This window comes from Pedobacter xixiisoli (assembly GCF_900215335.1).
Lineage (GTDB): Bacteria > Bacteroidota > Bacteroidia > Sphingobacteriales > Sphingobacteriaceae > Pedobacter > Pedobacter xixiisoli.
This window is the reverse complement of the sequence record NZ_OCMT01000001.1, coordinates 452,783-474,218: the sequence shown is the minus strand read 5'-3', so window position 1 is coordinate 474,218 and position 21,436 is coordinate 452,783. Positions and strand designations below refer to the sequence as shown.

Annotated in this window: 24 protein-coding genes; 11 read left to right on the top strand and 13 right to left on the bottom strand. The window is 37.6% G+C overall.

What is annotated here, in order from left to right; translation table 11 throughout:
- Positions 1-20: 20 nt before the first annotated feature.
- The 6 genes from hisC to hisIE all read left to right on the top strand — a co-directional run bounded on the left by hisC (position 21) and on the right by hisIE (position 5,433).
- The gene (gene hisC / locus CRO54_RS01990; protein ID WP_097128083.1) at positions 21-1,061 is read left to right on the top strand and encodes a histidinol-phosphate transaminase; all 1,041 of its coding nucleotides are present in this window, start codon (positions 21-23) and stop codon (positions 1,059-1,061) included.
- A complete protein-coding gene (gene hisB / locus CRO54_RS01985) occupies positions 1,061-2,194 on the top strand; it encodes a bifunctional histidinol-phosphatase/imidazoleglycerol-phosphate dehydratase HisB (RefSeq protein ID WP_097128081.1) in 1,134 nt (377 codons plus the stop codon). Before hisC ends, hisB begins: the two co-directional genes overlap by 1 nt.
- 232 nt (positions 2,195-2,426) lie before the next feature.
- Positions 2,427-3,044, top strand: a complete 618-nt coding sequence (hisH, locus tag CRO54_RS01980; protein WP_097129861.1) for an imidazole glycerol phosphate synthase subunit HisH — start codon at positions 2,427-2,429, stop codon at positions 3,042-3,044.
- An 80-nt stretch (positions 3,045-3,124) separates the two neighbouring features.
- The gene (hisA, locus tag CRO54_RS01975; RefSeq protein WP_097128078.1) at positions 3,125-3,874 is read left to right on the top strand and encodes a 1-(5-phosphoribosyl)-5-[(5-phosphoribosylamino)methylideneamino]imidazole-4-carboxamide isomerase; all 750 of its coding nucleotides are present in this window, start codon (positions 3,125-3,127) and stop codon (positions 3,872-3,874) included.
- 93 nt (positions 3,875-3,967) lie between these two features.
- Positions 3,968-4,723, top strand: a complete 756-nt coding sequence (gene hisF / locus CRO54_RS01970; protein ID WP_097129859.1) for an imidazole glycerol phosphate synthase subunit HisF — start codon at positions 3,968-3,970, stop codon at positions 4,721-4,723.
- 77 nt (positions 4,724-4,800) lie between these two features.
- Positions 4,801-5,433: a bifunctional phosphoribosyl-AMP cyclohydrolase/phosphoribosyl-ATP diphosphatase HisIE gene (gene hisIE / locus CRO54_RS01965; protein ID WP_262710514.1), complete on the top strand. Its 633-nt coding sequence runs from the start codon at positions 4,801-4,803 to the stop codon at positions 5,431-5,433.
- Positions 5,434-5,789: 356 nt separating this feature from the next.
- Here hisIE and CRO54_RS01960 read toward each other — a convergent pair whose 3' ends face one another.
- The 8 genes from CRO54_RS01960 to CRO54_RS01925 form a co-directional block, all read right to left on the bottom strand.
- Positions 5,790-6,497, bottom strand: coding sequence for a lycopene cyclase domain-containing protein (locus CRO54_RS01960; protein WP_097128075.1), 708 nt, complete (start codon positions 6,495-6,497; stop codon positions 5,790-5,792).
- Positions 6,494-6,976 (bottom strand): sterol desaturase family protein, encoded by a 483-nt coding sequence (locus CRO54_RS01955; RefSeq protein ID WP_097128073.1) that lies wholly within the window; start codon positions 6,974-6,976, stop codon positions 6,494-6,496. Before CRO54_RS01955 ends, CRO54_RS01960 begins: the two co-directional genes overlap by 4 nt.
- A 2-nt stretch (positions 6,977-6,978) precedes the next feature.
- On the bottom strand, positions 6,979-7,443 hold the full coding sequence (locus tag CRO54_RS01950) for an SRPBCC family protein (protein WP_097128070.1): 465 nt from the start codon (positions 7,441-7,443) through the stop codon (positions 6,979-6,981).
- A gap of 1 nt (position 7,444) precedes the next feature.
- Positions 7,445-7,972, bottom strand: coding sequence for an isopentenyl-diphosphate Delta-isomerase (gene idi, locus CRO54_RS01945; RefSeq protein ID WP_097128067.1), 528 nt, complete (start codon positions 7,970-7,972; stop codon positions 7,445-7,447).
- Entirely contained in the window at positions 7,969-8,472 is a 504-nt protein-coding gene (locus tag CRO54_RS01940) for a hypothetical protein (RefSeq protein WP_097128065.1), read from the bottom strand. The genes idi and CRO54_RS01940 overlap by 4 nt, the downstream gene beginning before the upstream one ends.
- Complete coding sequence (locus CRO54_RS01935) at positions 8,462-9,316, bottom strand: phytoene/squalene synthase family protein (protein WP_097128062.1); 855 nt, start codon at positions 9,314-9,316, stop codon at positions 8,462-8,464. The genes CRO54_RS01940 and CRO54_RS01935 overlap by 11 nt, the downstream gene beginning before the upstream one ends.
- 5 nt (positions 9,317-9,321) lie before the next feature.
- Positions 9,322-10,827: a phytoene desaturase family protein gene (locus CRO54_RS01930; protein ID WP_240774992.1), complete on the bottom strand. Its 1,506-nt coding sequence runs from the start codon at positions 10,825-10,827 to the stop codon at positions 9,322-9,324.
- A gap of 113 nt (positions 10,828-10,940) precedes the next feature.
- Positions 10,941-11,822 carry a MerR family transcriptional regulator gene (locus CRO54_RS01925; protein WP_097128060.1) on the bottom strand — a complete coding sequence of 294 codons (882 nt, stop codon included), beginning with the start codon at positions 11,820-11,822 and terminating at the stop codon, positions 10,941-10,943.
- A gap of 327 nt (positions 11,823-12,149) precedes the next feature.
- On the opposite strand from CRO54_RS01925, the gene CRO54_RS01920 reads away from it, so the two are divergent.
- On the top strand, positions 12,150-13,049 hold the full coding sequence (locus tag CRO54_RS01920; RefSeq protein ID WP_097128058.1) for a WD40 repeat domain-containing protein: 900 nt from the start codon (positions 12,150-12,152) through the stop codon (positions 13,047-13,049).
- Here the strand turns inward: CRO54_RS01920 and CRO54_RS01915 are convergent.
- Complete coding sequence (locus CRO54_RS01915; protein WP_240774991.1) at positions 13,042-13,506, bottom strand: hypothetical protein; 465 nt, start codon at positions 13,504-13,506, stop codon at positions 13,042-13,044. The two genes, CRO54_RS01920 and CRO54_RS01915, sit on opposite strands and share 8 nt — an antisense overlap.
- A gap of 519 nt (positions 13,507-14,025) precedes the next feature.
- Between CRO54_RS01915 and CRO54_RS01905 the strand changes: the two genes are divergently transcribed.
- Positions 14,026-14,238: a DUF3820 family protein gene (locus CRO54_RS01905; RefSeq protein WP_097128054.1), complete on the top strand. Its 213-nt coding sequence runs from the start codon at positions 14,026-14,028 to the stop codon at positions 14,236-14,238.
- Positions 14,239-14,337: 99 nt separating this feature from the next.
- Here CRO54_RS01905 and CRO54_RS01900 read toward each other — a convergent pair whose 3' ends face one another.
- Positions 14,338-16,758, bottom strand: a complete 2,421-nt coding sequence (locus CRO54_RS01900; protein WP_097128053.1) for a TonB-dependent receptor — start codon at positions 16,756-16,758, stop codon at positions 14,338-14,340.
- Between the two features lie 644 nt (positions 16,759-17,402).
- Here CRO54_RS01900 and CRO54_RS01895 point away from each other — a divergent pair.
- Both CRO54_RS01895 and CRO54_RS01890 read left to right on the top strand, forming a co-directional pair.
- A complete protein-coding gene (locus tag CRO54_RS01895; protein WP_097128051.1) occupies positions 17,403-17,975 on the top strand; it encodes a DUF1572 family protein in 573 nt (190 codons plus the stop codon).
- A 2-nt stretch (positions 17,976-17,977) separates the two neighbouring features.
- Positions 17,978-18,367, top strand: coding sequence for a DUF1801 domain-containing protein (locus CRO54_RS01890; protein WP_097128049.1), 390 nt, complete (start codon positions 17,978-17,980; stop codon positions 18,365-18,367).
- A 121-nt stretch (positions 18,368-18,488) separates the two neighbouring features.
- Here CRO54_RS01890 and CRO54_RS01885 read toward each other — a convergent pair whose 3' ends face one another.
- A complete protein-coding gene (locus tag CRO54_RS01885; protein ID WP_240774990.1) occupies positions 18,489-19,478 on the bottom strand; it encodes a succinylglutamate desuccinylase/aspartoacylase family protein in 990 nt (329 codons plus the stop codon).
- Here CRO54_RS01885 and CRO54_RS21675 point away from each other — a divergent pair.
- Positions 19,390-19,761 (top strand): DUF2867 domain-containing protein, encoded by a 372-nt coding sequence (locus tag CRO54_RS21675; protein ID WP_097128045.1) that lies wholly within the window; start codon positions 19,390-19,392, stop codon positions 19,759-19,761. The genes CRO54_RS01885 and CRO54_RS21675 overlap by 89 nt on opposite strands.
- On the opposite strand, the gene CRO54_RS01875 is transcribed toward CRO54_RS21675, so the two are convergent.
- Both CRO54_RS01875 and CRO54_RS01870 read right to left on the bottom strand, forming a co-directional pair.
- Positions 19,754-20,302, bottom strand: a complete 549-nt coding sequence (locus tag CRO54_RS01875) for a hypothetical protein (RefSeq protein WP_097128043.1) — start codon at positions 20,300-20,302, stop codon at positions 19,754-19,756. The genes CRO54_RS21675 and CRO54_RS01875 overlap by 8 nt on opposite strands.
- Before the next feature lie 396 nt (positions 20,303-20,698).
- The gene (locus CRO54_RS01870) at positions 20,699-21,052 is read right to left on the bottom strand and encodes an endonuclease domain-containing protein (RefSeq protein WP_097128041.1); all 354 of its coding nucleotides are present in this window, start codon (positions 21,050-21,052) and stop codon (positions 20,699-20,701) included.
- Positions 21,053-21,436: the final 384 nt, after the last annotated feature.

Sequence of the window (21,436 nt, the reverse complement as noted above, 5' to 3'; positions counted from 1 at the left end):
AAAACAACGAAACAACCACCATGGACGTAAGAGATTTACAACGAGAAAATATAAAAAACCTTAGCCCCTACTCTACTGCTAGGGACGAATTTAAAGGTCAGGCTAGTGTGTATTTAGATGCCAATGAGAACAGTTTTGGCTCGCCGCTACCCGCAGATTATAACCGCTACCCAGACCCTTTGCAATTAGATTTGAAAGATGCAATTAGCAAAATTAAGGGTGTGCCTATTGAGAACACTTTTCTAGGCAATGGCAGCGATGAGGCAATTGATTTGCTATTCAGAGCATTTTGCAATCCAGGAAAAGACAATGTGATTATTCTTCCACCTACTTACGGCATGTACGAAGTATCGGCAAATATCAACGATGTAGAGGTACGCAAAGTGAACCTAACGCCAGATTTCCAACTGGATTTAGAAACGATTTCGGAAACCATTGATGCAAACACCAAGATGATTTTCATCTGCTCGCCAAACAACCCTACTGGAAATTCTCTAAATAGGACGGACATAGAGACGATCTTAGCCAACTTTAAGGGCTTGGTAGTAATTGATGAGGCTTACATTAATTTCGCAAGACAGAAGACCTTTATTCAAGAATTAACAGAGTATGGAAACCTTGTGGTATTGCAAACCTTCTCCAAAGCTTGGGGATTGGCCGCCTTACGTTTGGGCATGGCTTTTTCATCAACTCACGTTATCGATATCCTGAACAAGGTAAAACCTCCTTACAACATCAATCAGGCTACGCAAGATTTGGCCTTAGCAGCGTTAGAAAATATCCAACAGGTAAACGAATGGATTAAACTCACCGTTAGCGAAAGAGATAGATTAGGCAATGCTTTGAGCAGATTGGAGAAGGTAAGAAAGATTTATCCTTCTGATGCCAATTTCATTTTAGCTCAAATTGATGATGCTCATGGCGTTTACCACCAATTGGTAAACCAAGGAATTATTGTAAGAGACCGTTCTAAAGTAGTCCTTTGCGATGATTGCCTACGGATCACCGTTGGAACCGTAGAAGAAAACAACCAACTTTTAACCGCACTAGAACAACTATAATGACTAAGATTTTATTCATCGATAGAGATGGAACCTTGAACATTGAACCAGATGACGAGCAGGTAGATAGTTTCGCAAAGCTGAAGTTTTATCCACGAGCATTATACTATCTTTCGAAGATTGCCACAGAGTTAGACTACAAATTAGTGATGGTTACCAATCAGGATGGTTTAGGCACAACTTCGCATCCGGAAGAAAATTTTTGGCCGATACAAAACTTTATTGTAGACACTTATGCTGCAGAAGGTGTAGTATTTGATGAGATAATAATTGACAAAACATTTGCAAAAGATAACGCACCAACCCGTAAACCTGGCACTGCCCTGCTCACCAAATATTTTGGAGAAGAGTACGATTTGAAAAACTCTTTCGTAATTGGCGACAGATTAAACGACATCGTTTTGGCAAAAAATTTAGGGGCTAAAGGAATTTACATCCGCAACAATGATATTTTAGGATCTACCGAAAATCTAGAAAAATACGAAACCTTAAGCGACATCATCGCTTTAGAAACCAAAAATTGGGAAGACATTTACACCTTTTTACGTGGTGGTGCCAGAACGGTTAGGCACGAACGCAATACCAACGAAACTAACATCAGCATTAAGCTGGATTTAGACGGCACAGGTAAAGCTAAAATTGAAACGGGCTTGAACTTTTTTGACCATATGCTGGACCAAATTGCTCGTCACGGTGGGATGGATTTGGATATTTTGACCAAAGGTGATTTACATATTGACGAGCATCACACCATTGAAGATACCGGAATTGCTTTGGGCGAAGCTTTTGCAAAGGCTATCGGCAACAAACTAGGCATTGAGCGTTATGGCTTTTGCCTACCAATGGACGATTGCTTGGCTCAAGCAGCAATTGATTTTGGTGGTCGTGCTTGGATTGTTTGGGATGCAGAGTTTAAACGTGAACGTGTGGGCGATGTACCTACGGAAATGTTTTTCCACTTCTTTAAATCGTTTAGTGATGCTGCTAAGTGTAATCTGAACATTAAAGCAGAAGGCGACAACGAGCACCACAAAATTGAAGCGATTTTTAAAGCTTTTGCAAAAGCGATAAAGATGGCAGTTAAACGTGATGCGGAGAAAATGGTATTACCGAGTACAAAAGGAGTTCTTTAATTTACGAAGTAAGATTTTAGAGTTACGATTGGATAACCCCTTCGCAATGACGAGAAATAAAAGCAATGACGGACTTATGAAAGGCAATACGAAGGACGGAACAGAAGTTAATTAAACCCGATAGCAGCGAACACGTAGTGGTAAACCTATGTGTTTACCCGAAGTAAAGCATATAGCGGGGCTACAGCACCTATAAGACACCAACATTCATTTTCATAAAATGAAAAACAAAATGGATAACAACACAAAAAACAACAGCATCGGGATTGTAAATTACGGGGCGGGAAACATTTTCTCGCTAACTGCAGCGCTAGAAAGGCAACAAATTCCGTACGAAATGGTAAATACCGAAGCCGATTTGGAAAAGCATAGCCATATCATCATCCCAGGTGTTGGTCATGCAGGTGCGGCGATGGAAAAACTAAAACAAACCGGATTAGTAGAAGCCATTAAAGCTTTAAAGAAACCTGTTTTAGGTATTTGTGTTGGTATGCAACTACTTACGGCTCATTCTGAAGAGGGAAATGCTGACTTACTAAATATTGCTCCGGTAAAAACTAAACTATTCGATAAAGAGCTAGGCATAAAAATCCCGCACATGGGATGGAACAACGTAAATTTCGCAAACAATTCGCTGTTTATCAATGTTAAACCTCTTGCACAATTTTATTTTGTTCATTCTTATTTTATTGAATATAACCCTATTTTTGACATCGCCTCTGTAACTTATGGCAACAAGTTCTCGGCAGCAATACAAAAAGATAATTTCTTTGGCGTTCAGTTCCACCCAGAGAAGTCTGGAGAAGCCGGAGAGCAACTTTTAAATAACTTTTTTAATGTGATGATTTGAGGATGAGCTGATGTGATAATTAGCCCATGCCGATCAAAAACTTATAACCTACAACTTATAACCTTTTTAAACTTAAAAAAATGTACATCATTCCAGCAATTGATATTTTAGACGGCAAGGTAGTTCGTTTACGTGAAGGCGATTACAATCAGAAAACTGAATACAATGTGTCTATCGAAGACATGATTGAGCAATACCGTTCTAATGGTACAGACTTTATCCATATCATTGATTTAAATGGTGCAAAAGGCGATTTCAGTAATCAAAAGGCACTTTTTGATATCATCAAAAAAACAGACATGAAGGTGCAATATGGTGGCGGTATCCGCACCATTGAGCAAGTAACCAACTTATTGGATGCTGGTATTCACCGCGTAATTGTGGGTACGCAAGCGATTAGCAATCCTGATTTCTTACCTCAACTGAGCGAAGCTTTTGCTAAAAAAGATGATTATGCCAACCGTATCGTAATTGCTATTGATGTATTGGACGAAGTAATCAAATACTCGGGATGGATGGAAAGTTCGCCAATTAAATTGATGGATTACGTTGACAAATGCTTGGCTTTGGGCTTTTTCCGTTTCTTATGTACAGATATTAATAAGGATGGCAAGTTAGGAGGTGCTGCTGTAGACCTTTATAAAAAACTATTAGACCACTCTCCTATGATTAAATTAATTGCATCGGGCGGTGTAAGTTCTATGGATGACATTAAAGAGCTTGCCGAATTGCCTATAAGAAGCGTGGTTGTGGGTAAAGCGATTTACGAAAATCGTATTTCTATTGAAGAGGTGAAAGATTGGAATTTACAACAGTTGAGTTCGATATAACCCCCTAGACTTATACTCGTCATTGCGAGGCACGAAGCAATCTCTATACGCTTTAAGATTGCTTCGTGCCTCGCAATGACGGAACCAAACAATATGCTGAGTAAAAGAATTATTCCATGCCTTGACGTAAAAGACGGTCGCACCGTAAAAGGTGTAAACTTCGTTGATTTACGTGATGCAGGCGATCCTGTAGAATTAGCTGCTCAATATGCGCAACAAGGTGCTGATGAGTTGGTCTTCTTAGATATTACTGCTACCCACGAACGTCGTAAAACGATGATTGAAATGGTGAAATCGGTAGCTAGACAATTGAACATTCCATTTACCATTGGTGGTGGTATTACCGAAATTGCAGATGCGGAAGCTTTGTTAAACGCTGGTGCGGATAAAATCAGTATTAATTCGGCGGCGGTACGTAGACCTGAACTGATTGAAGAATTAGCAAAAGCTTTCGGAGTACAGTTTGTAGTGGTTGCTGTAGATACAAAATATGTAGATGGCAGGAACATGGTTCATCTCAATGGTGGCAGGTTAATTACTGAACTACAAACCGAAAGTTGGATTAAGCAAGCTGAAGAATTAGGTGCTGGAGAGATCCTACTCACTTCTATGGATCATGACGGAACAAAAGCTGGCTTCGATTGTGGTTTACTGAAGAAGATTAACGATAACATCAACATTCCAATTATTGCTTCCGGTGGAGCTGGCAGCATGGAGCACTTTACCGAAGTTTTCCAAAAAGCGAATGTTGATGCTGCTTTAGCTGCTTCTGTGTTTCACTACGGCGAGATTTTAATACCAGATTTAAAACAAGAATTGAGTAGAAATAATATACCAGTGAGGATATAAAACGCTAGATATATAGTTCTCGTCATTGCGAGGCACGAAGCAATCTTAAAGCGCATAGAGATTGCTTCGTGCTCGCAATGACGACCGAACAAAGGAAAAAACAAATGAGCAATATAAACACCAATCAAATAGATTTTACAAAAACCGACGGCCTAGTTCCCGTAGTGGTACAGGACAACCAAACTTTAGAAGTTTTGATGCTGGGTTATATGAATGCGGAAGCTTTCGAGAAAACACAGCAAGAGGGCAAAGTAACCTTTTTCTCTCGCTCTAAAAACCGCTTATGGACCAAAGGCGAAGAAAGTGGCAACTTCTTGTTCGTGCAATCTATCGCTATTGATTGCGACAACGATACCATCTTGATTAAAGCTAAGCCAGTTGGTCCAACTTGTCATACAGGTGCCCGTAGCTGCTTTAAAACGGAATACAACCAGAACTTTATCTTTGAATTGGAGAACATCATTAATGATAGGTATGAAAACCCTGTGGAAGGTTCTTATATCAATAAGATGCGTAAAAAGGGTTTAAATAAAATTGCTCAAAAAGTTGGTGAAGAAGGTGTAGAAACAGTTATTGCAGCTTTAGCAGAAACTAGAGAAGACTTAATCGGCGAAGCTTCTGACTTGGTGTTTCACTTAATGTTTTTACTAAAGGAAAAAGGCTTGAGTTTGAAAGATATTGCTGAGAACTTAGAGAAGAGGCATAAGTAAACTTTCTTTCTAGAACTTGGCTGTTCCGGATTTGCAATCCGGAACTATCAAACTGCAGATTTAAAATCCGCCGCTAATTGAGTCGAAATTACAAATCTTGAAAAGCGGAATAGTAACCCTCTCTCCCTAAAAGGGAGAGAATGCTAATTATTCGAGCTACTGCTCCAACGCATCATTGCGAGGCACGAAGCAATCTTAAAGCGTATAGAGATTGCTTCGTGCCTCGCAATGACGAAAATACTATACAAAAAGGCTCTTCTCTGCTCTTCGTCATTCGACCGTAGGGAAGAATATAGCATAAACATGATTACTAATGCTAGATTTCTCCTCATACTTCGTCGAAATGACGGCAGGAGTTATATAACTCCCCTACTATATTTCAGCTTCGTTAAAAAACCTTCGTAAAGCAGAATATTCAAGCCGATCAAACTCATTCCGTAGAAAACATCCTCAAAAGGAATAGTTCTAATACGAATACCCATAATTTCTTCAGGATTATACCAAACTATAGGCGCATCTAATCCTGTGCCAGTTAACACACCATTAACGATTAGGAACGGAATAATCATGATGAGGTAAGTGAAATAAAACTGACCCAACCAGCTAGGCTTTTTGATGAAAGCTAAATACGAAGTAAGCAAGATAAAAACCAAGAAGTTCATCATTGGGTACATCTTGTTATAGAACAAAAACAGCATTACTACACCAAAGAGCACCAACACTATTGAAATCACTTTTGTAGGGTAAGTTCGCAAGCCCAATTCCTTCCAAACACCAAAACAGTGATAAGAGAACAAGCAAGCGTAAGGAATGCAGAGAAAAAACAGAATTTCTTCAATAGGCAATCCCCAAATAAAAATTCCTACTACATAATCTGGATTGAAGCCCCATACGCCTTTTTCGGTAAACCAAACATCCCACACTAAAAACAAAACTGTAGTGATGATATTGGCTGGCAAAAAAGCTCTTACATTCTTCCAAAACATCAGCCTTGGATGAAAAGAAGCAATAAAAGGAACAATTACCGAAAAAAAGTTAACCAGTAAATAAGTGTATTGCTTCATGATTTTTGTTGCTGCATTTTTTGTTGGCGATAAGCTTCTCTGAAATATTTGAACGGCACCCAAAGCATTCCAAAACACTCGCCATGGTGTTTACCTAAATGTTTATGATGCATTTTATGTGCCCTTCTAATCGCTTTTAAGTAGATATTATTCGTATTACGAAACCATTTGAAACGTTGGTGGATGAAGATATCATGTACCATAAAATAGCAAAATCCATAAAGTGTAATTCCTCCCGCTATCGACATCATAACTACATTGCCATATATGGAACCTACAAGGAACAAAATGATAGCCGGTGTAGCAAAAAGCACGAAAAAGAAATCGTTTTTTTCAAAAACTTGTCCATCATCTTTCTTATGGTGGTCTTTGTGTAAGTACCATAAAAAACCGTGCATCAAGTATTTGTGAGCTAGCCAAGCCACCGATTCCATGACGACGAAAGTTCCTAGTACGCAGGCTATAATTATCCAAATCATTGTTAATCCGCTTTAAAGAATTCCAGTATTTTTTTAGTTCTGTAATTGAATATTTCCTCCAACTTACTTCTAACGACTAACTTATTTGCCAATTGCCCCAACACCCCAAAAGGTACAGCGTAAGTCACTTTATCCTTCATCAATACCTTTCCTCCCTTTTCTTCGAAAGTATGTTCGTGATGCCAATAAGCGTAAGGGCCTTTCAACTGCTCGTCTACAAATGAATGTGGGGCATTTACCGAACTGATTTGGCTTATCCACTTTAAAGGAACACCAGCTAAAGGTCTAACTACATATTCGATAATTAAACCATTGTGAATATGTTGAGGCAAATTGCTAGTTACCACCTTAAAATCCATTTCTGCGGGAGTAATTTTAGAAAGATTAGTAGGATTACTAAAGAAATCCCAAGCGGCTAACATGGTAATTGGCAATTCAGTTTCTCGGTATAACTCGTATTTCTTCATTCTAAATTACCTTATCTAATATATTTTTATCTAAAACTTCTGCTAAAATGATTTTAAACCAAGGGGTATATTTATCTGGGTTAACTTTCACATCTTTCTTCAGCTCTGCCAAGGTAACATATGCCCAATCAGACACTTCATTTTCATCAGGTTTCGGCGTACCGGAAAATCTCCCGAAGAAAACATGGTCAAATTCATGCTCAAACAAACCTTCACCCACATTAGCTTTGTAAATAAAACTGTAAACCCAATTGGTCTCGCAAGCAATTCCCATTTCCTCTTCCAAGCGTCTATCTACCGCAGCCTGCAACGTTTCTCCCGCCCTAGGGTGACTACAACAAGCGTTAGTCCACATACCACCGCAATGGTATTTTTTAAAAGCACGGCGCTGCAACAGCACTTCATTTTCATCATTCAGTAGAAAAACAGAAAAAGCACGGTGAAGTTTTGCTTCTCGATGCGCTTGCATCTTCTCCATCAAGCCAATCTCTGTATCTTCCGCATCTACTAAAATTACTTCCTCTATCATTTGGCTAAGCCAGTTAATTGTTGTTTTTCCTCAGGTGTTAATTCTTGTTTCTTCATAAACGAAATGATGGTTTTCGCCAATTGTTCGTCTATTTTATCATTGTTCAAACCTCTTAAGATTTGCTTTTTATCTGTATCGATGTTATCGTTGTATCCCAATATGGAAGGTGCAGAAACTTGTGTTGCATATCTTAAAAATACTAGCTCTACATTACCATTCTCCTTTGCGATAGCTTTATTCAACATCTTCTTGCCAGCATTAAAATAATGGAGTTTTGTGATTGGATTGAAAACATGCTTAGCCATAATCATTTTAGTAGCTCCAGCGTAACCTACCACAAAGGCATTTTGTTCTTGTTTTTCTAATACTGAAAGTAGATTTTTAGCCGTCTGTTTACTTTCTACCGACTTTGCATACATGGTTCTAATGTTTTGCTTAGAGGTATCAGTAGAGATAATAAATAGTGTTGAAATAAATAGTAAAACTGGTTTAGCCCACATTTGTTGATAATCTTTCTGGAGCCTGCGGCACAAAAAAGGTGTTTAACATGAGCAACGCCTTTTGGAAATCGGGCACTCGTACCCTTTTTTCCATAATGTGCTTAGCAGGAATTTCCTGTATTTTCCTGAATAGTGATTTATAATAAATATAGGCTAAATATACGCCCTTTTTAGCGCATCTCGGCAATTTTACAATCCCATTTAGGGCTTCATCAAACTCAGCTTTTATTTCTTGCTCTATCAGTGCCTTATCTTCTTCCGTAAAACAATTGAAATCCATATTTGGAAAGTACATTCTACCCAATTCAAAATGGTCTGCTTTAATATCCCTTAAAAAATTTACTTTTTGGAAAGCAGAACCCAGCTTCATCGCCGAATGACGCAAATGGTTATATTCATTGGCATCACCATTACAAAATACTTTCAAGCACATCAATCCAACCACTTCCGCCGAACCAAAAATGTATTTATCGTACAGTTGTTTGGTGTAAACCTGCTTATCCAAATCCATCTCCATGCTATCTAAAAAAGCCTCAATCAGTTCTACATCTATTTGATATTGATGTACCGTTTGCTGAAAGCTATTGATAATTGGGTTAAGACTGATTTTATTTTCTAAAGCTGCATAAGTTTCCTCTCTTAACTGCACCAAAAGCCCTTTTCTATCATATTCATGAAAAGAATCTACTACTTCATCTGCCAGTCTTACAAAGCCGTAAATAGCAAAAATAGCTGGACGAATAGTTGGCGACAGAAATTTAATGCCTAACGAAAAGGAAGTACTATACTTTTGGGTGGTGATTTGGCTGCATTTGGCAGAAACCTGGTCGAACAGTGCTTTCATAAAAATTAGTTTTGGTGCTTTACGATATAATTGGCTACTACTTGTCCGGAGATAATGGCTGGGGGAACGCCAGGACCGGGAACAGTGAGTTGACCTGTATAGTACAAATTCTTTACTTTCTTATTTTTGATAGATGGTTTTAAAACTGCAGTTTGTCCTAAGGTGTTCGCTAAACCATAGGCATTACCTTTAAATGCATTGTAATCTTTCACGAAATCGGAATAGGCGTAAGTGGTTTTGCTAACGATATTTTCCTTGAACTTTTCACCACAAAAACCTTCCAACCTCTCTACTAATTCATCGAAATATTTAGCTCTAATCTCTTCGGTATCCTGTAAACCCGGCGCTACTGGAATCAACATAAAAAGATTTTCCATTGCTTCTGGCGCTACGGATTCATCTGTTTTTGATGGGCAACACACATAATACAATGGGTTTTCAGGCCATTGCTGTGTCTCGTAAATAGCTTTAGCATGCGTATCAAAATCAGTTTCGAAAAAGAGATTATGGTGCTGTAATTTGGGAAGCTTTTTATTGACCCCTATATAATACAATAAGCATGAAGGTGCCATCACCCGCTTATCCCAATAGCTTTCAGAATAATTTCTTAACGATTTCGGCAATAGATGTTGGTCTATATGATGATAATCACCGGCGCCAATCACTATATCTGCATCGATTTCTCCATTTTCAGTAATTACTTTTTTAGCTTTACCATCCAATACTTCAATTGATTTTACTACCGTGCCAGTTTTAAACTCCACTCCTTTTTCTACAGCCAACAAATACATGGCCTCCGCAAGCTTACCAAAACCGCCCATTGGATACCAAGTTCCTAACTTGATGTCTGCATAGTTCATCATACTATATAACGCAGGGATATTTTTAGGAACAGCTCCCAGAAACAAAACTGGAAACTCTAACAGTTGCAGTAGTTTTGGTGATTTAAAATAACGGCGGACGTGTTTTGCGAATGACTGTAACAAATCTAATTTAGATGCCGCCTTCAGCACTTTCAAATCCATAAACTCGAAAATACTTAAGCCTGGTTTATGTACAAATTCATTAATTCCGACGTCGTATTTATATTGTGCCTCAGCTAAGAATTTATCTAATTGAACAGAACTTCCCTCCTCAATTTCTTCAAAAGATTGTTTTAATGATTGATAATCGGCAGGTACAGAAAGTAAATCATCCTTTCCATAAATTACCTGATAAGAAGGATCTAGACGTTTGAGTTCGAAATAATCTGCAGTTGATTTACCAAATTGGTTGAAGAATTTCTCCATTACTTCTGGCATCCAGTACCAACTTGGGCCCATATCAAAGGTAAAACCGTCTTTTTTAAACACCCTTGCTCTTCCGCCTATTTCTGTATTTTTTTCGACTACAGTTACGCTATGACCGCTATCTGCCAAAGTAATAGCTGCACTTAAGCCAGCAAAGCCAGCTCCAATAATTACAGTTTTTGGGGAAGTTTTTTGATTCATCTTTGGGTGTACAACAAACATACATTTATTTTGTTTAACTTTTAAACACAAAAACTAAACAAGAAAAAAAAAATCAAGAATAGCTTGATAATGATGTAGGTCATTTATTAGCTAGTAAGTTACAACTAATAAATTTAAAACTCGGCAGCTAACTGCTTAAGATTTTCAAATATTTTGAAGTGAGATGGAAGCTCAGCCTGCGCCTCGTAGATGGCATTACTGGCTATAAACACCTTTTTATTGGCAGGAACCACCGATAGTTTATTGGTGAAGGAAGTGATATCGCCAAGCGAAATGGAATTAGAAACACTGGTGATTAAAATATCTGGATCACTGATTTCTAGGATACGGGGCAAATCACTTAACGGTACTGCTTGACCTAAATAAATCGTACGGTAACCTTTGTTTTTTAAGATATAATTAAGGAACAATATACCCAATTCATGAAGCTCGCTTTCGGGCAGAAACATCAATACTTTTTTGGCAGAGGCATTTGTTTTAGTTGTGGCATTATCAATAGCGGCAATCAATTTTTGCCTTACCATGTTGCTAATAAAATGTTCTTGTGCTGGATTAATGGAATCGATTTGCCACAAAATTCCTATTCTACTAAAAAACGGGAATATGATACGGTTAATGGTATCTTCAAAGCCTAATCTCGCAACAGCTTTATAAAATGCTTGATGGAATAAGTTTTCATCCAAATCTATCATACTTAGCATCAAACCATCGAACAGGTCATCATCTCCTGTTTTCACAAAACTCAAGTCTTTTACTTTGTCTGCAATCTCTCTTGAGCTCATTTTAGCTATATGGGAGATTTTGATGCCATTTCGGTTAAGCACATTTACATTTAGCAATAGCTTAAGGTGCTCATTGGCATAATAACGGATATTGGTTTGGGTGCGCAGTGGCTTGATGATTTGGTATCGCTTTTCCCACATCCGTAGCGTAGCTGCACGAATTCCGGTCAGGACTTCAAGTTCTTTTATGGAATATTTAGCGACGATACCCATCGTACCAATACATTTTGTTTAAGTTATTAGACTACAAATCTAAACAAAAATTGTTTTCAGGCTTGATGATTTTTAAGAGTCAGTAAGGAAATGAAGTTTAGATTGTCTTTTAACTAAAACACGTCGATCTTCGACCGCCCCTTTGGAAGAGGGAAACACTAGCGCTGGTCGGGATTTGCAATCCCGACCTTACCCACCTTCGGATGTGTAATCCGAAATTAAATAAGCAAAAAACTGAGATAAGTGTAAGCTCCCAAAGACATATAGACGGCTAAATGATGACAATTATTAAATTTAGCGACCGTTAATTATCCTTACTTTTGTAATATGCTGAAACACCTACACACTTTCACAGGGCATCAAAACCCAGTTTATGCACTTGCAAAATCTGACAAGGAAGGAATTTTCTTTACCGCTGGAAATGACAAAGGTGTAGTAGAATGGTCGTTAAACAAAATGGCATTTGTGATGGTAAAACTACCTGTACAAAGTTCTGTTTACTATTTACACAATTACAACAACCAGCTGTTTATAGGAGAAAGAAGTGGCGCTTTTTCTGTTTTTGATTTTATTAAGCAGGAAATTGTGGCGAGAGTAAATGCTCATTCTAAACCGATATTCGGCATGCAAACCATCGCCTATAAAAACGAATTGCTAACCAGTAGTGAAGATGGCACAGTGGCCATTTGGTCGTTAAACAGTTTTAAAGAGCTTTATAGATTACCTATTTCTGCTGATACCGTACGATGCATTGCCGTATCTCCAGATGAAAAAGAAATTGCATTTGGCTGCAAAGACAGTACCATCCATATTTACAACTCGGAAGACTACAGTTTAAAGCGCACGCTAACAGAGCATACTTTGGGCGTTACTTCGTTAGCATATCACCCAAAGGGAAAATATTTGATTTCTGGAAGTAGAGATGCACAATTGAAAGTTTGGAACTTGCCAAGTTATGAACTAGTTCAGAGTATTCCAGCACATATGTTTGGCATTTACGATATTGTTTTCCATCCTATGCTACCCTACTTTGCTACTGCGAGTCAAGACAAGAGCATTAAACTTTGGGACGCCGAGAATTTTAAACTTTACAAGATCGCAAGCATTGAGAAAATGGGCATTGGCCACAGCCATTCGATTAACAAGCTGGCTTGGAGCCACGATGGAAGCAAGTTGATTTCTACAGGAGATGATAAGAAGGTGATGGTTTGGGAGTTGATTATTTAGTTTTTTTTATCTTTTTTTCTAAATCAGCTACGTCAGCAATATCAATTTTTCTACCGCTCATCTTTTTATTCTGAATAAGATGGTTTAATCCGATGAAATTGATTTTTATATCCTCTCCTATCTCGATTTCCATTTTTTCTTCGTAAGCGTCGTTAAACAGAACACCATCTATACTAGTAATCACATCTATTCTCAATGGCGGATAACCGATTTGATTGATTAAATTTTCTTTAAGGAAATCCTGTTCCGAAAAACCTAAACCAGAAAACCCAAACTCATTAATCACTGCAAGCATTTTAATTGCGTTACTTTCTGAAATATTTATCCAAATATCTAAATCACCAGTGTATCTAGGTTTACCATGAAAAGCCATCGCATAACCACCAACAACCAAATAATCTACATGATGCTTATTCAAAAGCACTAAGAAATCTTCAAAGTCTTCAGATAGTATCATTAAAATTTAATTTTTCCATACTTTGTCTTGTCCATCCTTAATGGCTTGCTGTGATATTGTTTTACAAGATAAGTAACGCAAGCGAGACGCTCAATTGGAGACTTAGTTAGCCAATACTGCAAATCCTCAAATCCTTGGTCATGAGTTAACATGTTAACTTTATTCGACACCATTGCCATTTTACGTTTTTTCGATTCCATTGCGATAAATATCTAATCGAAGATACTAAAAAACGAAGCATTTTGCAATCCAACATTAGCAAAAGCCAATAACTTAAACGTTTTGCAAATTTAAATAGTTGCACAAATTTTGCATCCTAAACCCGCTTGAAGTGGAAATACTTTTTGGGGCGTCATTTCGAACGTAGAGAGAAATCTCAAAGTTAACTGTTTCTATAGAACAGATTTCTCTCTACGTTCGAAATGACGGAATGAGAAAACAAAAAGATTGAAACGAAAAACGGGACTCACTTCAATTGAAATACTGTAATTGCTTTTCAAAAAAAGTTATCTTTAACGCATGAACCCAGAATTACTGAAAGAACTTGTTGTAATGAAAATGCCTTATGGTAAATATAAAGGTTGGGTTTTGTGCGACATACCTGAACATTACTTGGTATGGTATCAAAGCAAGGGCTTTCCGGCTGGAAAATTAGGGATGTTATTGGCAACACTCTACGAGATTAAGCTGAATGGCTTAGAATATTTGTTGCAACCATTAAAGCAGCGATAGTAGAGAAATTTCTTGTAGGATTTTAAAAACGCTTGTCAGGCTGAGCTTGTCGAAGCCTTTTGGAAGACATTTCGACAAGCTCAATGTGACAAGTACTATTTAAAACTTAAAGTTCAAACTTAACAAGAAGTTACGTGTAGCCTGTGGATAGAAGTACTCGTATCTACCAAATTCACGGTCAGTTAAGTAAGCACCACTGCCGCCGTTAGCTGCATAACGTACATTAAAAATGTTGTTTACCAAGAAATTTAAACCAATGTTTTTAATGCCTAACGCTTTTACATTATAAGTTAAACGGATATCGTTGATAAAGAAAGCATCTAACACACGAACAACGTTACCGTTTTCATCTTTACCACCAGTATTATCTAAATTCTGCTCACCCACATACTTGCTTACCAAGGCGATACCTGCGTTTTTATAAGTGTATGCAAATTCATTTGAACCTATAAAACGTGGCGAATAAGCGATATTGGTATTACTGTAATCGAAAGTTAGAAATTCGCCAGCTCTGTTTTCATCATCATCATAAACGAATTCGGTAAAGTTTTTAATTTTGCTCTGACTTAAGGTTGCCGTTGCTGTCCATGAAAAGTTCTTTACAATTTGCCAGCGAGCATCTAACTCTAAACCAATACGGTAACTATCTGGCACATTCTGACGGGTTTGTCCGCCAACTTCATTTAATTTACCTGTATTAATTAACTGATTTTTGTAAAGCATGGCAAAACCGTTTGCACCTATATTAAAATCACCTTGCTGTGTACGGTAACCGAATTCAATATCTGTTAAATTTTCGTGTTCAGGACGAGTACCAGTGTTTGAATCTACAAAATCTCTTCTATTAGGTTCTTTATTACCTACAGCAACAGATGCGTAAACATTACTTTGATCCGTTAAGTTATAAGTTAAACCAAATTTAGGGTTGAAAAACTCTAAGCGAGCATTTTGTTGTGCAAAACTACTAGCATCTACCCTTCCGTAGAAAGAGTAAAATACATTACGATATTGTAAATCTGCATAAATATTCAATTTATCTAATTGATAGCTTAACCTACCAAAAATATTGAAATCACTTTTGAAAGCATCGTTATCATCATATCTGTGACGCATAGAAGCGGCACCATTGTAATTTGCAAATTGCGCCCAAACTACTTCATCAAAGTGTTTACCTTCATAACGGTTATAAGCACCACCCAAGGTAAAGTTCAAGTTATTTGCAGGAGTGTAGGCTAGAGAATAAGTGGTACCGTAGAAATCATTATCTAACCATAAACGACGAACCAAATCAGACGTATCATAAAATGTAACTATGTTATCTGTAGCTGGGTCTTTAACCACAACTGGATCAATTTTATACTTTGATAATTTTTGAGCTTCTTTAAACTCTTCGTAATAACCTCTGCCATAAGTATAATGCAAAGCAGCGTTAGCTACTAATTGTTTACTGATATTACGGGTATAAAACAATTGGTAATGGTCTTGTTGATAGTTATCTGTTTGGTTATCGTACGTAAAGCTATTGTATCTACGATTGGTTTCCATCATCTCTCTACTGATGCCATTCCAAGCTTGGTAAGTTTTTTCTGTACCACTGAAAACGTTAACACGTAAAATATCATTTTTACCGTAATAAGCACCAGTTACAAAGAACGATTTCAAATCTGAAGATGCTCTATCTACATAGCCGTCAGATTTAATACGCGATAAACGAGCATCGAAACTAAACTTATTATTGATTAAACCAGTTCCTGCGCTTACAGTGTTTCTCCAAGTTTCGAAAGAACCGTAAGTATTGTTCAACTCTGCATAAGCAGAATCTTTTCTAGTGGTAGTTTGGATATTCAAACTTGCCCCGAAAGCACCTGCACCATTGGTAGAAGTACCCACACCGCGTTGGATTTGAATATTATCTACCGAAGAAGCCAAATCTGGTAAATTGATAAAGAAACTACCTTGACTTTCAGCATCATTTAATGGAATACCATTTAAAGTAACATTGATACGTGTGGCATCGCTACCTCTAATACGGATACCTGTGTAACCTACACCAGCACCAGCATCAGAAGTTACCACCACCGAAGGAGTTTGATTCAATAAGTAAGGCAAATCCTGTCCCTGATTGGTTTTGTCTAAATCTGCCTTGCTTAAATTTTTGTAGGTGAAAGCAGCATTTTTAGCTACCCTAGTGGCACTCACTACTACTTCATCAGCTACGAAAGACAGTTGTTGCAAAGTGAAATCTGCTACCGCATTTGCATTAACTATTACTTTCTTCTCTTGTGTGGCGTAGCCTAGGTAACTCACCACCACGGTATAGCTACCCGCAGGTAAATTACTTAATTCGTAAATACCATTGGCATTACTTCCGGCAGTAAAACCCTGATTTTTTAATTTTACACTCGCTCCCGACAAAGCATTTCCATTAGTTCCGGATACTTTTCCAGAAATCTTGAACTGTGCCAACGCCAAAAACGGACACAGCAATGCAGCCAAAACTGCAAATCTTAATTTTTTCAACTTATTGTTGTTTTTTAGTTAAACCCATCGGTTGTAGGGGTTACGCCCGACATTAGTTAAACTTCATAAACCATCCCTACGCCAGCATTACCTGGATCAGGTGCATTTAAAGGATTTACGATTTTAGATTTACGATTTTAGATTGGCAACACGCCTGCCCTAAAACCTTACACCTTATACCTTTCACCTTTAAAATGGGTATGATCTCAGCCTTTATTTGTGTTTCTTACAAAACAAGGCACCCCTTATTGATGGTGCAAAGGTATTATTCTTTTTCGAAAAGTAAAATTTGATTGTAAAACGTTTAAGAAATTGCTAAACATTAAGAAATGAAGATGCATTAAGATCGAATATGTATAAAAACTTAATTTTCCTTAACTCCTTAATGTTTATTTTATCTGAAAAGCAAAACCTGCAACTCTTTTTTACCGAAAGTCCTGCTATTCGCTCCTCCCGATTAAAAATCGGGATCCGCTGCTATCAGGTTTAGAAAACAAAAGAGACCTCTTAAAACTTCGCGACCTTAGCATTACTCTTTATTTCTTTGCGGTAAAAATTAACCGTAAAGTTTTAAAAGTATCCGCCAAGTGACACAAAGAGAGAATTGTAAATAATCCCTATCTTTAAATCACAAAACAACCAAAATGAGCAACGATTACCTTGAAAGCATTAAAAAGCAATTTCAGTATTATAAAATGCTTGCCGACAAAACCTTTCTGCAAATTAACGAGGAGGCTTTTCATTGGCAGTACAATGATGATAGCAACAGCATTGCCATGATTATCAGCCACCTTTCTAATAATATGCGTTCACGTTTCACTGATTTCCTCACTTCTGATGGTGAGAAAGCGTGGAGAAACAGAGACTTAGAATTTGAACCCCAATCGGCCAAGAAAGAGGAGCTGATTAAAATATGGAATGAGGGTTGGGATTGTTTACTTAACGAAATTAACAACCTAACTGACAATGATTTAAACATTATCGTTTACATCCGTAACGAAGGACATACGGTAATAGCAGCGATCAACAGGCAATTGGCGCACTATCCATACCATATCGGACAGATTGTGATGTTAGGCAAAATGCTAACCAATGGAAGTTGGAATTCACTTTCTATTCCAAAAGGCCAATCACAAGCTTATAACGATGGTAAGTTTGCACAACCACAGCAGGAAATACACTTTACAGATGAGTTTCTAAATCAACCTAAAGCATAAGTATGCAAGCAGAAATTCAATCTTACAACGATGCACAGCTAAGTAGCGACAAAGCAATTTGCAATTTATTAGCTGCAACTATAGATACTAATTTGCCCGAAGCGGAAAATAAGCTATGGCATGCACACCCTGTTTGGTTTTTAGATGGCAACCCCATTGTTGGTTATAGTAAGCTAAAAGATAGTGTACGTTTGCTGTTTTGGAGCGGACAGTCTTTCGAAGAAGAAAACTTACAAATTGAAGGCAAGTTTAAAGCAGCTGAAGCACGTTATACTTCCGTAGAAGAAGTAAATGTAGAAGATTTAAAACGTTGGTTAGCAAAAGCTAAAGATATCCAATGGGATTACAAAAACTTAGTGAAACGAAAAGGCAGATTGGAGAGGTTAAAGTAGATAACGAAGTTGAAGTAACTTCGCTAATCTTAATACGATAGTTATTTCCCCTTCTAACTCGTTAAGATTCCCGCGTAAGCGGGAATGACGTAGAGCACAAAAACAACTTAAAGTGGGTGAATTAATATCCAATACAAAACAAAGTCTCACCTTTATTTACCGGTGGTGTACCAACTTTGTACAAAATGATACCGTCAGCGGTTGAAACAACATCTTCTAGCTTAGTACCAAACTCATTGGAGATATAACCTAGCTTCTCCCCTTTTTTAACCTTATCTCCAGCTTTTAGCTTGCTATAAAACAATCCACTTTGTGGCACTTTAATATAAGCTTGGCTATTTAAACTGATGGTTTTGACCTTACTTATATTTTTCAACGGCTGCATCTTCAAATGCGACAATAGGCTATAAACCCCTACTTTAATCGCCCGCACTTGGTCAATTTGTACATTGCCCAACTTACCAGCTTCAAAACTTAAAGCCGTAATTCCTTTCTGCGTGGCCTGTTTAAAAGCATATTTTGCAGGTTCAGTTTCGGTTAAAGTATATGGATAAGCAACTACATACTCGAAGCCAGAGGCCAAAGACAACGTTCTTGCCAAAGCTGTTTGTTTTGGGGTTGATGTATTGTTGTAATAACACACAAACGGCAATAAATCTTCATTTGCATCTCCAGCATGAATATCTAAGAACACATCCGACTGCGGAATAATTACCGTACTGATTAAATGGGCAATCTGTTCTGTTACTGTTCCGTTGGCGCTACCTGGAAAAGCATTATTTAAGTTTTTACCGTCTAACGGATTTAAAAATGGTGTACGTCCGTAGAAAGCACCGACATTAGCCATCGGCAATACGATGAGTGTTCCTTTCAAAGTCTGTACATCTATCTCATTAATTAGCTCTTGCACGGCGACAATAGGAGGATATTCGTAACCATGAATGCCAGCAACTATGGTAAAAACAGGTCCTTTTTCCTTTCCTTTAAAGATAGTTATTGGCAAATAAGATTGAGTATCTCCAATGCCAACCACAAACGAAGTATCTGTACGGCTAGCAGGTTTTAACTTACTGACATCAACGGTTTGTGCTTTTGAATTTAGTAGGTTCATCGTCATAAGCGTTAATGTCAGCACCATCAATTTTAAACTCCTCATCTTCATCATATTTGGCTCAAAAGTAGAAAATAAGTATTTAGATTTCAGGATTTCGCTTTATCTGAAAGCAAATGAAAATAACGCCCATGAAAAAACCCTAACCATTAGCACTGTAATTAAGTTTCACAGTTGGTTAGGGCGATTATATTTTTTTCCGGTTAAGCCTTTTCATAGGCCTATTGTACATACCATGTTAAAAGGTATGATTAAGCATTTAGAAGAAAAAGCTACTACTTAGTCTCTATTGGCTTTACCTTTACGATAGAAAATACATATCTTCCCAAATCGTAACCTCTAAAATCGGCAACGTTAATTAACTTTACATCTTTACGGCTTCCCTGTTTGTACAACATGGCTTCTAATGTATATTTACCGTCTATTTTCACTTGTTGTGAAATATCAGGAGGCAATATACCATCAACATTTACTTGGATATAGTTTAATACCGAACCCGATGGACGAGTGTTATCATTATATCCTGCGAAAGTACCTAGCTTGAAATCTTGTCCACTTAAAGTGGTGTCTCTAATTGACTTTAATTGCAAAGGCATTTCTTTCAGAAAATCTTGTTCGTTACTCCATCGTTTCACTTCGTGTTGAAACTTATCTGTAATTTCTTCGTTGGTATTGTCTCCGCTGGTCCATTCTGGATGTTGGGCTACAAACTCTGATACTTTTTGTTCTATAAAGATATTTGAAGCTACTGGTGCTTCTTTCGTTTGGTTGTTGCTGCAAGATACTGCTGCTGCAGCCACAAAAAACAGGAAAAATCTTCTCATACTCGGCGTTTTTGTTTGTGATTATAAAGAAAGAAAGTTTTGTATTAAAAACGATGTTTTGCTTGTAAAAGGGTTGATACGTTTGGAGAGTGGGTTGCTGGTTTTTGGGTTATGAGTTGAAAGTACAGTAGAAAAAAAGAAGCAAAACTAGTGAATTTTGAGACCTCTCTGACTGCGCCACCTCTCCCTTTCAGGGAGAGAACAGCCAAGCTGCATAGAGTATGTGTTGCCACTATCTGTCTTTTAGGAAAAACCAAAGCATAGTATATTTATAAAACCCTCTCTGGCTACGCCATCTCTCCCTGAAAGGGAGAGAACAGCAAAATTTAATATAGGCATATCGCTACACTCTCTCCCTGAAAGGGAGAGATGCCCAAAGGGCAGAGAGGGTCAAAACTACCGTAACAACTTTCCCTCTTCAATAATCTCTTTCAAGTATTCTAACACTACTTCTGGATAATTTAGCACCGCATCATTATCTAATCTAATTAGGTGATAACCTTTGGCTTTTAAGCAGGAATCCCTTTGCTCATCGTACAAAGATTGTCCTAAGTTTTGATGGACACTTCCGTCTAATTCTATAATCAAATTTAATCTAGGGCAATGAAAATCAACAGTATACTTATCTACGGTATGTTGTCGCCTAAACTTTAGATTTAAAAATTTATTTGCTCTAACTAAATTCCAAAATGAGTTTTCAGCAGAAGTTTGATTTTTACGCAGTTCCTTTCGAAATGATTTGGCATCCATAGGTTTTAGGTTGATACCTAAATTTACTATTAAATAAATTAATACAATAATTTTCAAACCCTCTCTGGCTGCGCCATCTCTCCCTGAAAGGGAGAGAATAGCAAAGTTTAATATAGTACATGTCGCTACTATCTGTCTTTTAGGGAAAACAGAAGTATAATGTAATTTATAAAACCCTCTCTGGCTACGCCATCTCTCCCTGGAAGGGAGAGAAAAGCAAAGTTTAATATAGGCATATTGCTACACTCTCTCCCTGAAAGGGAGAGATGCCCAAAGGGCAGAGAGGGTCAAATTAAAAACATATACTCTCCTAATTACATATGAGAAACCCTTAGAACCCTCTCTGGCTATGCCATCTCTCCCTGGAAGGGAGAGAACAGCAAA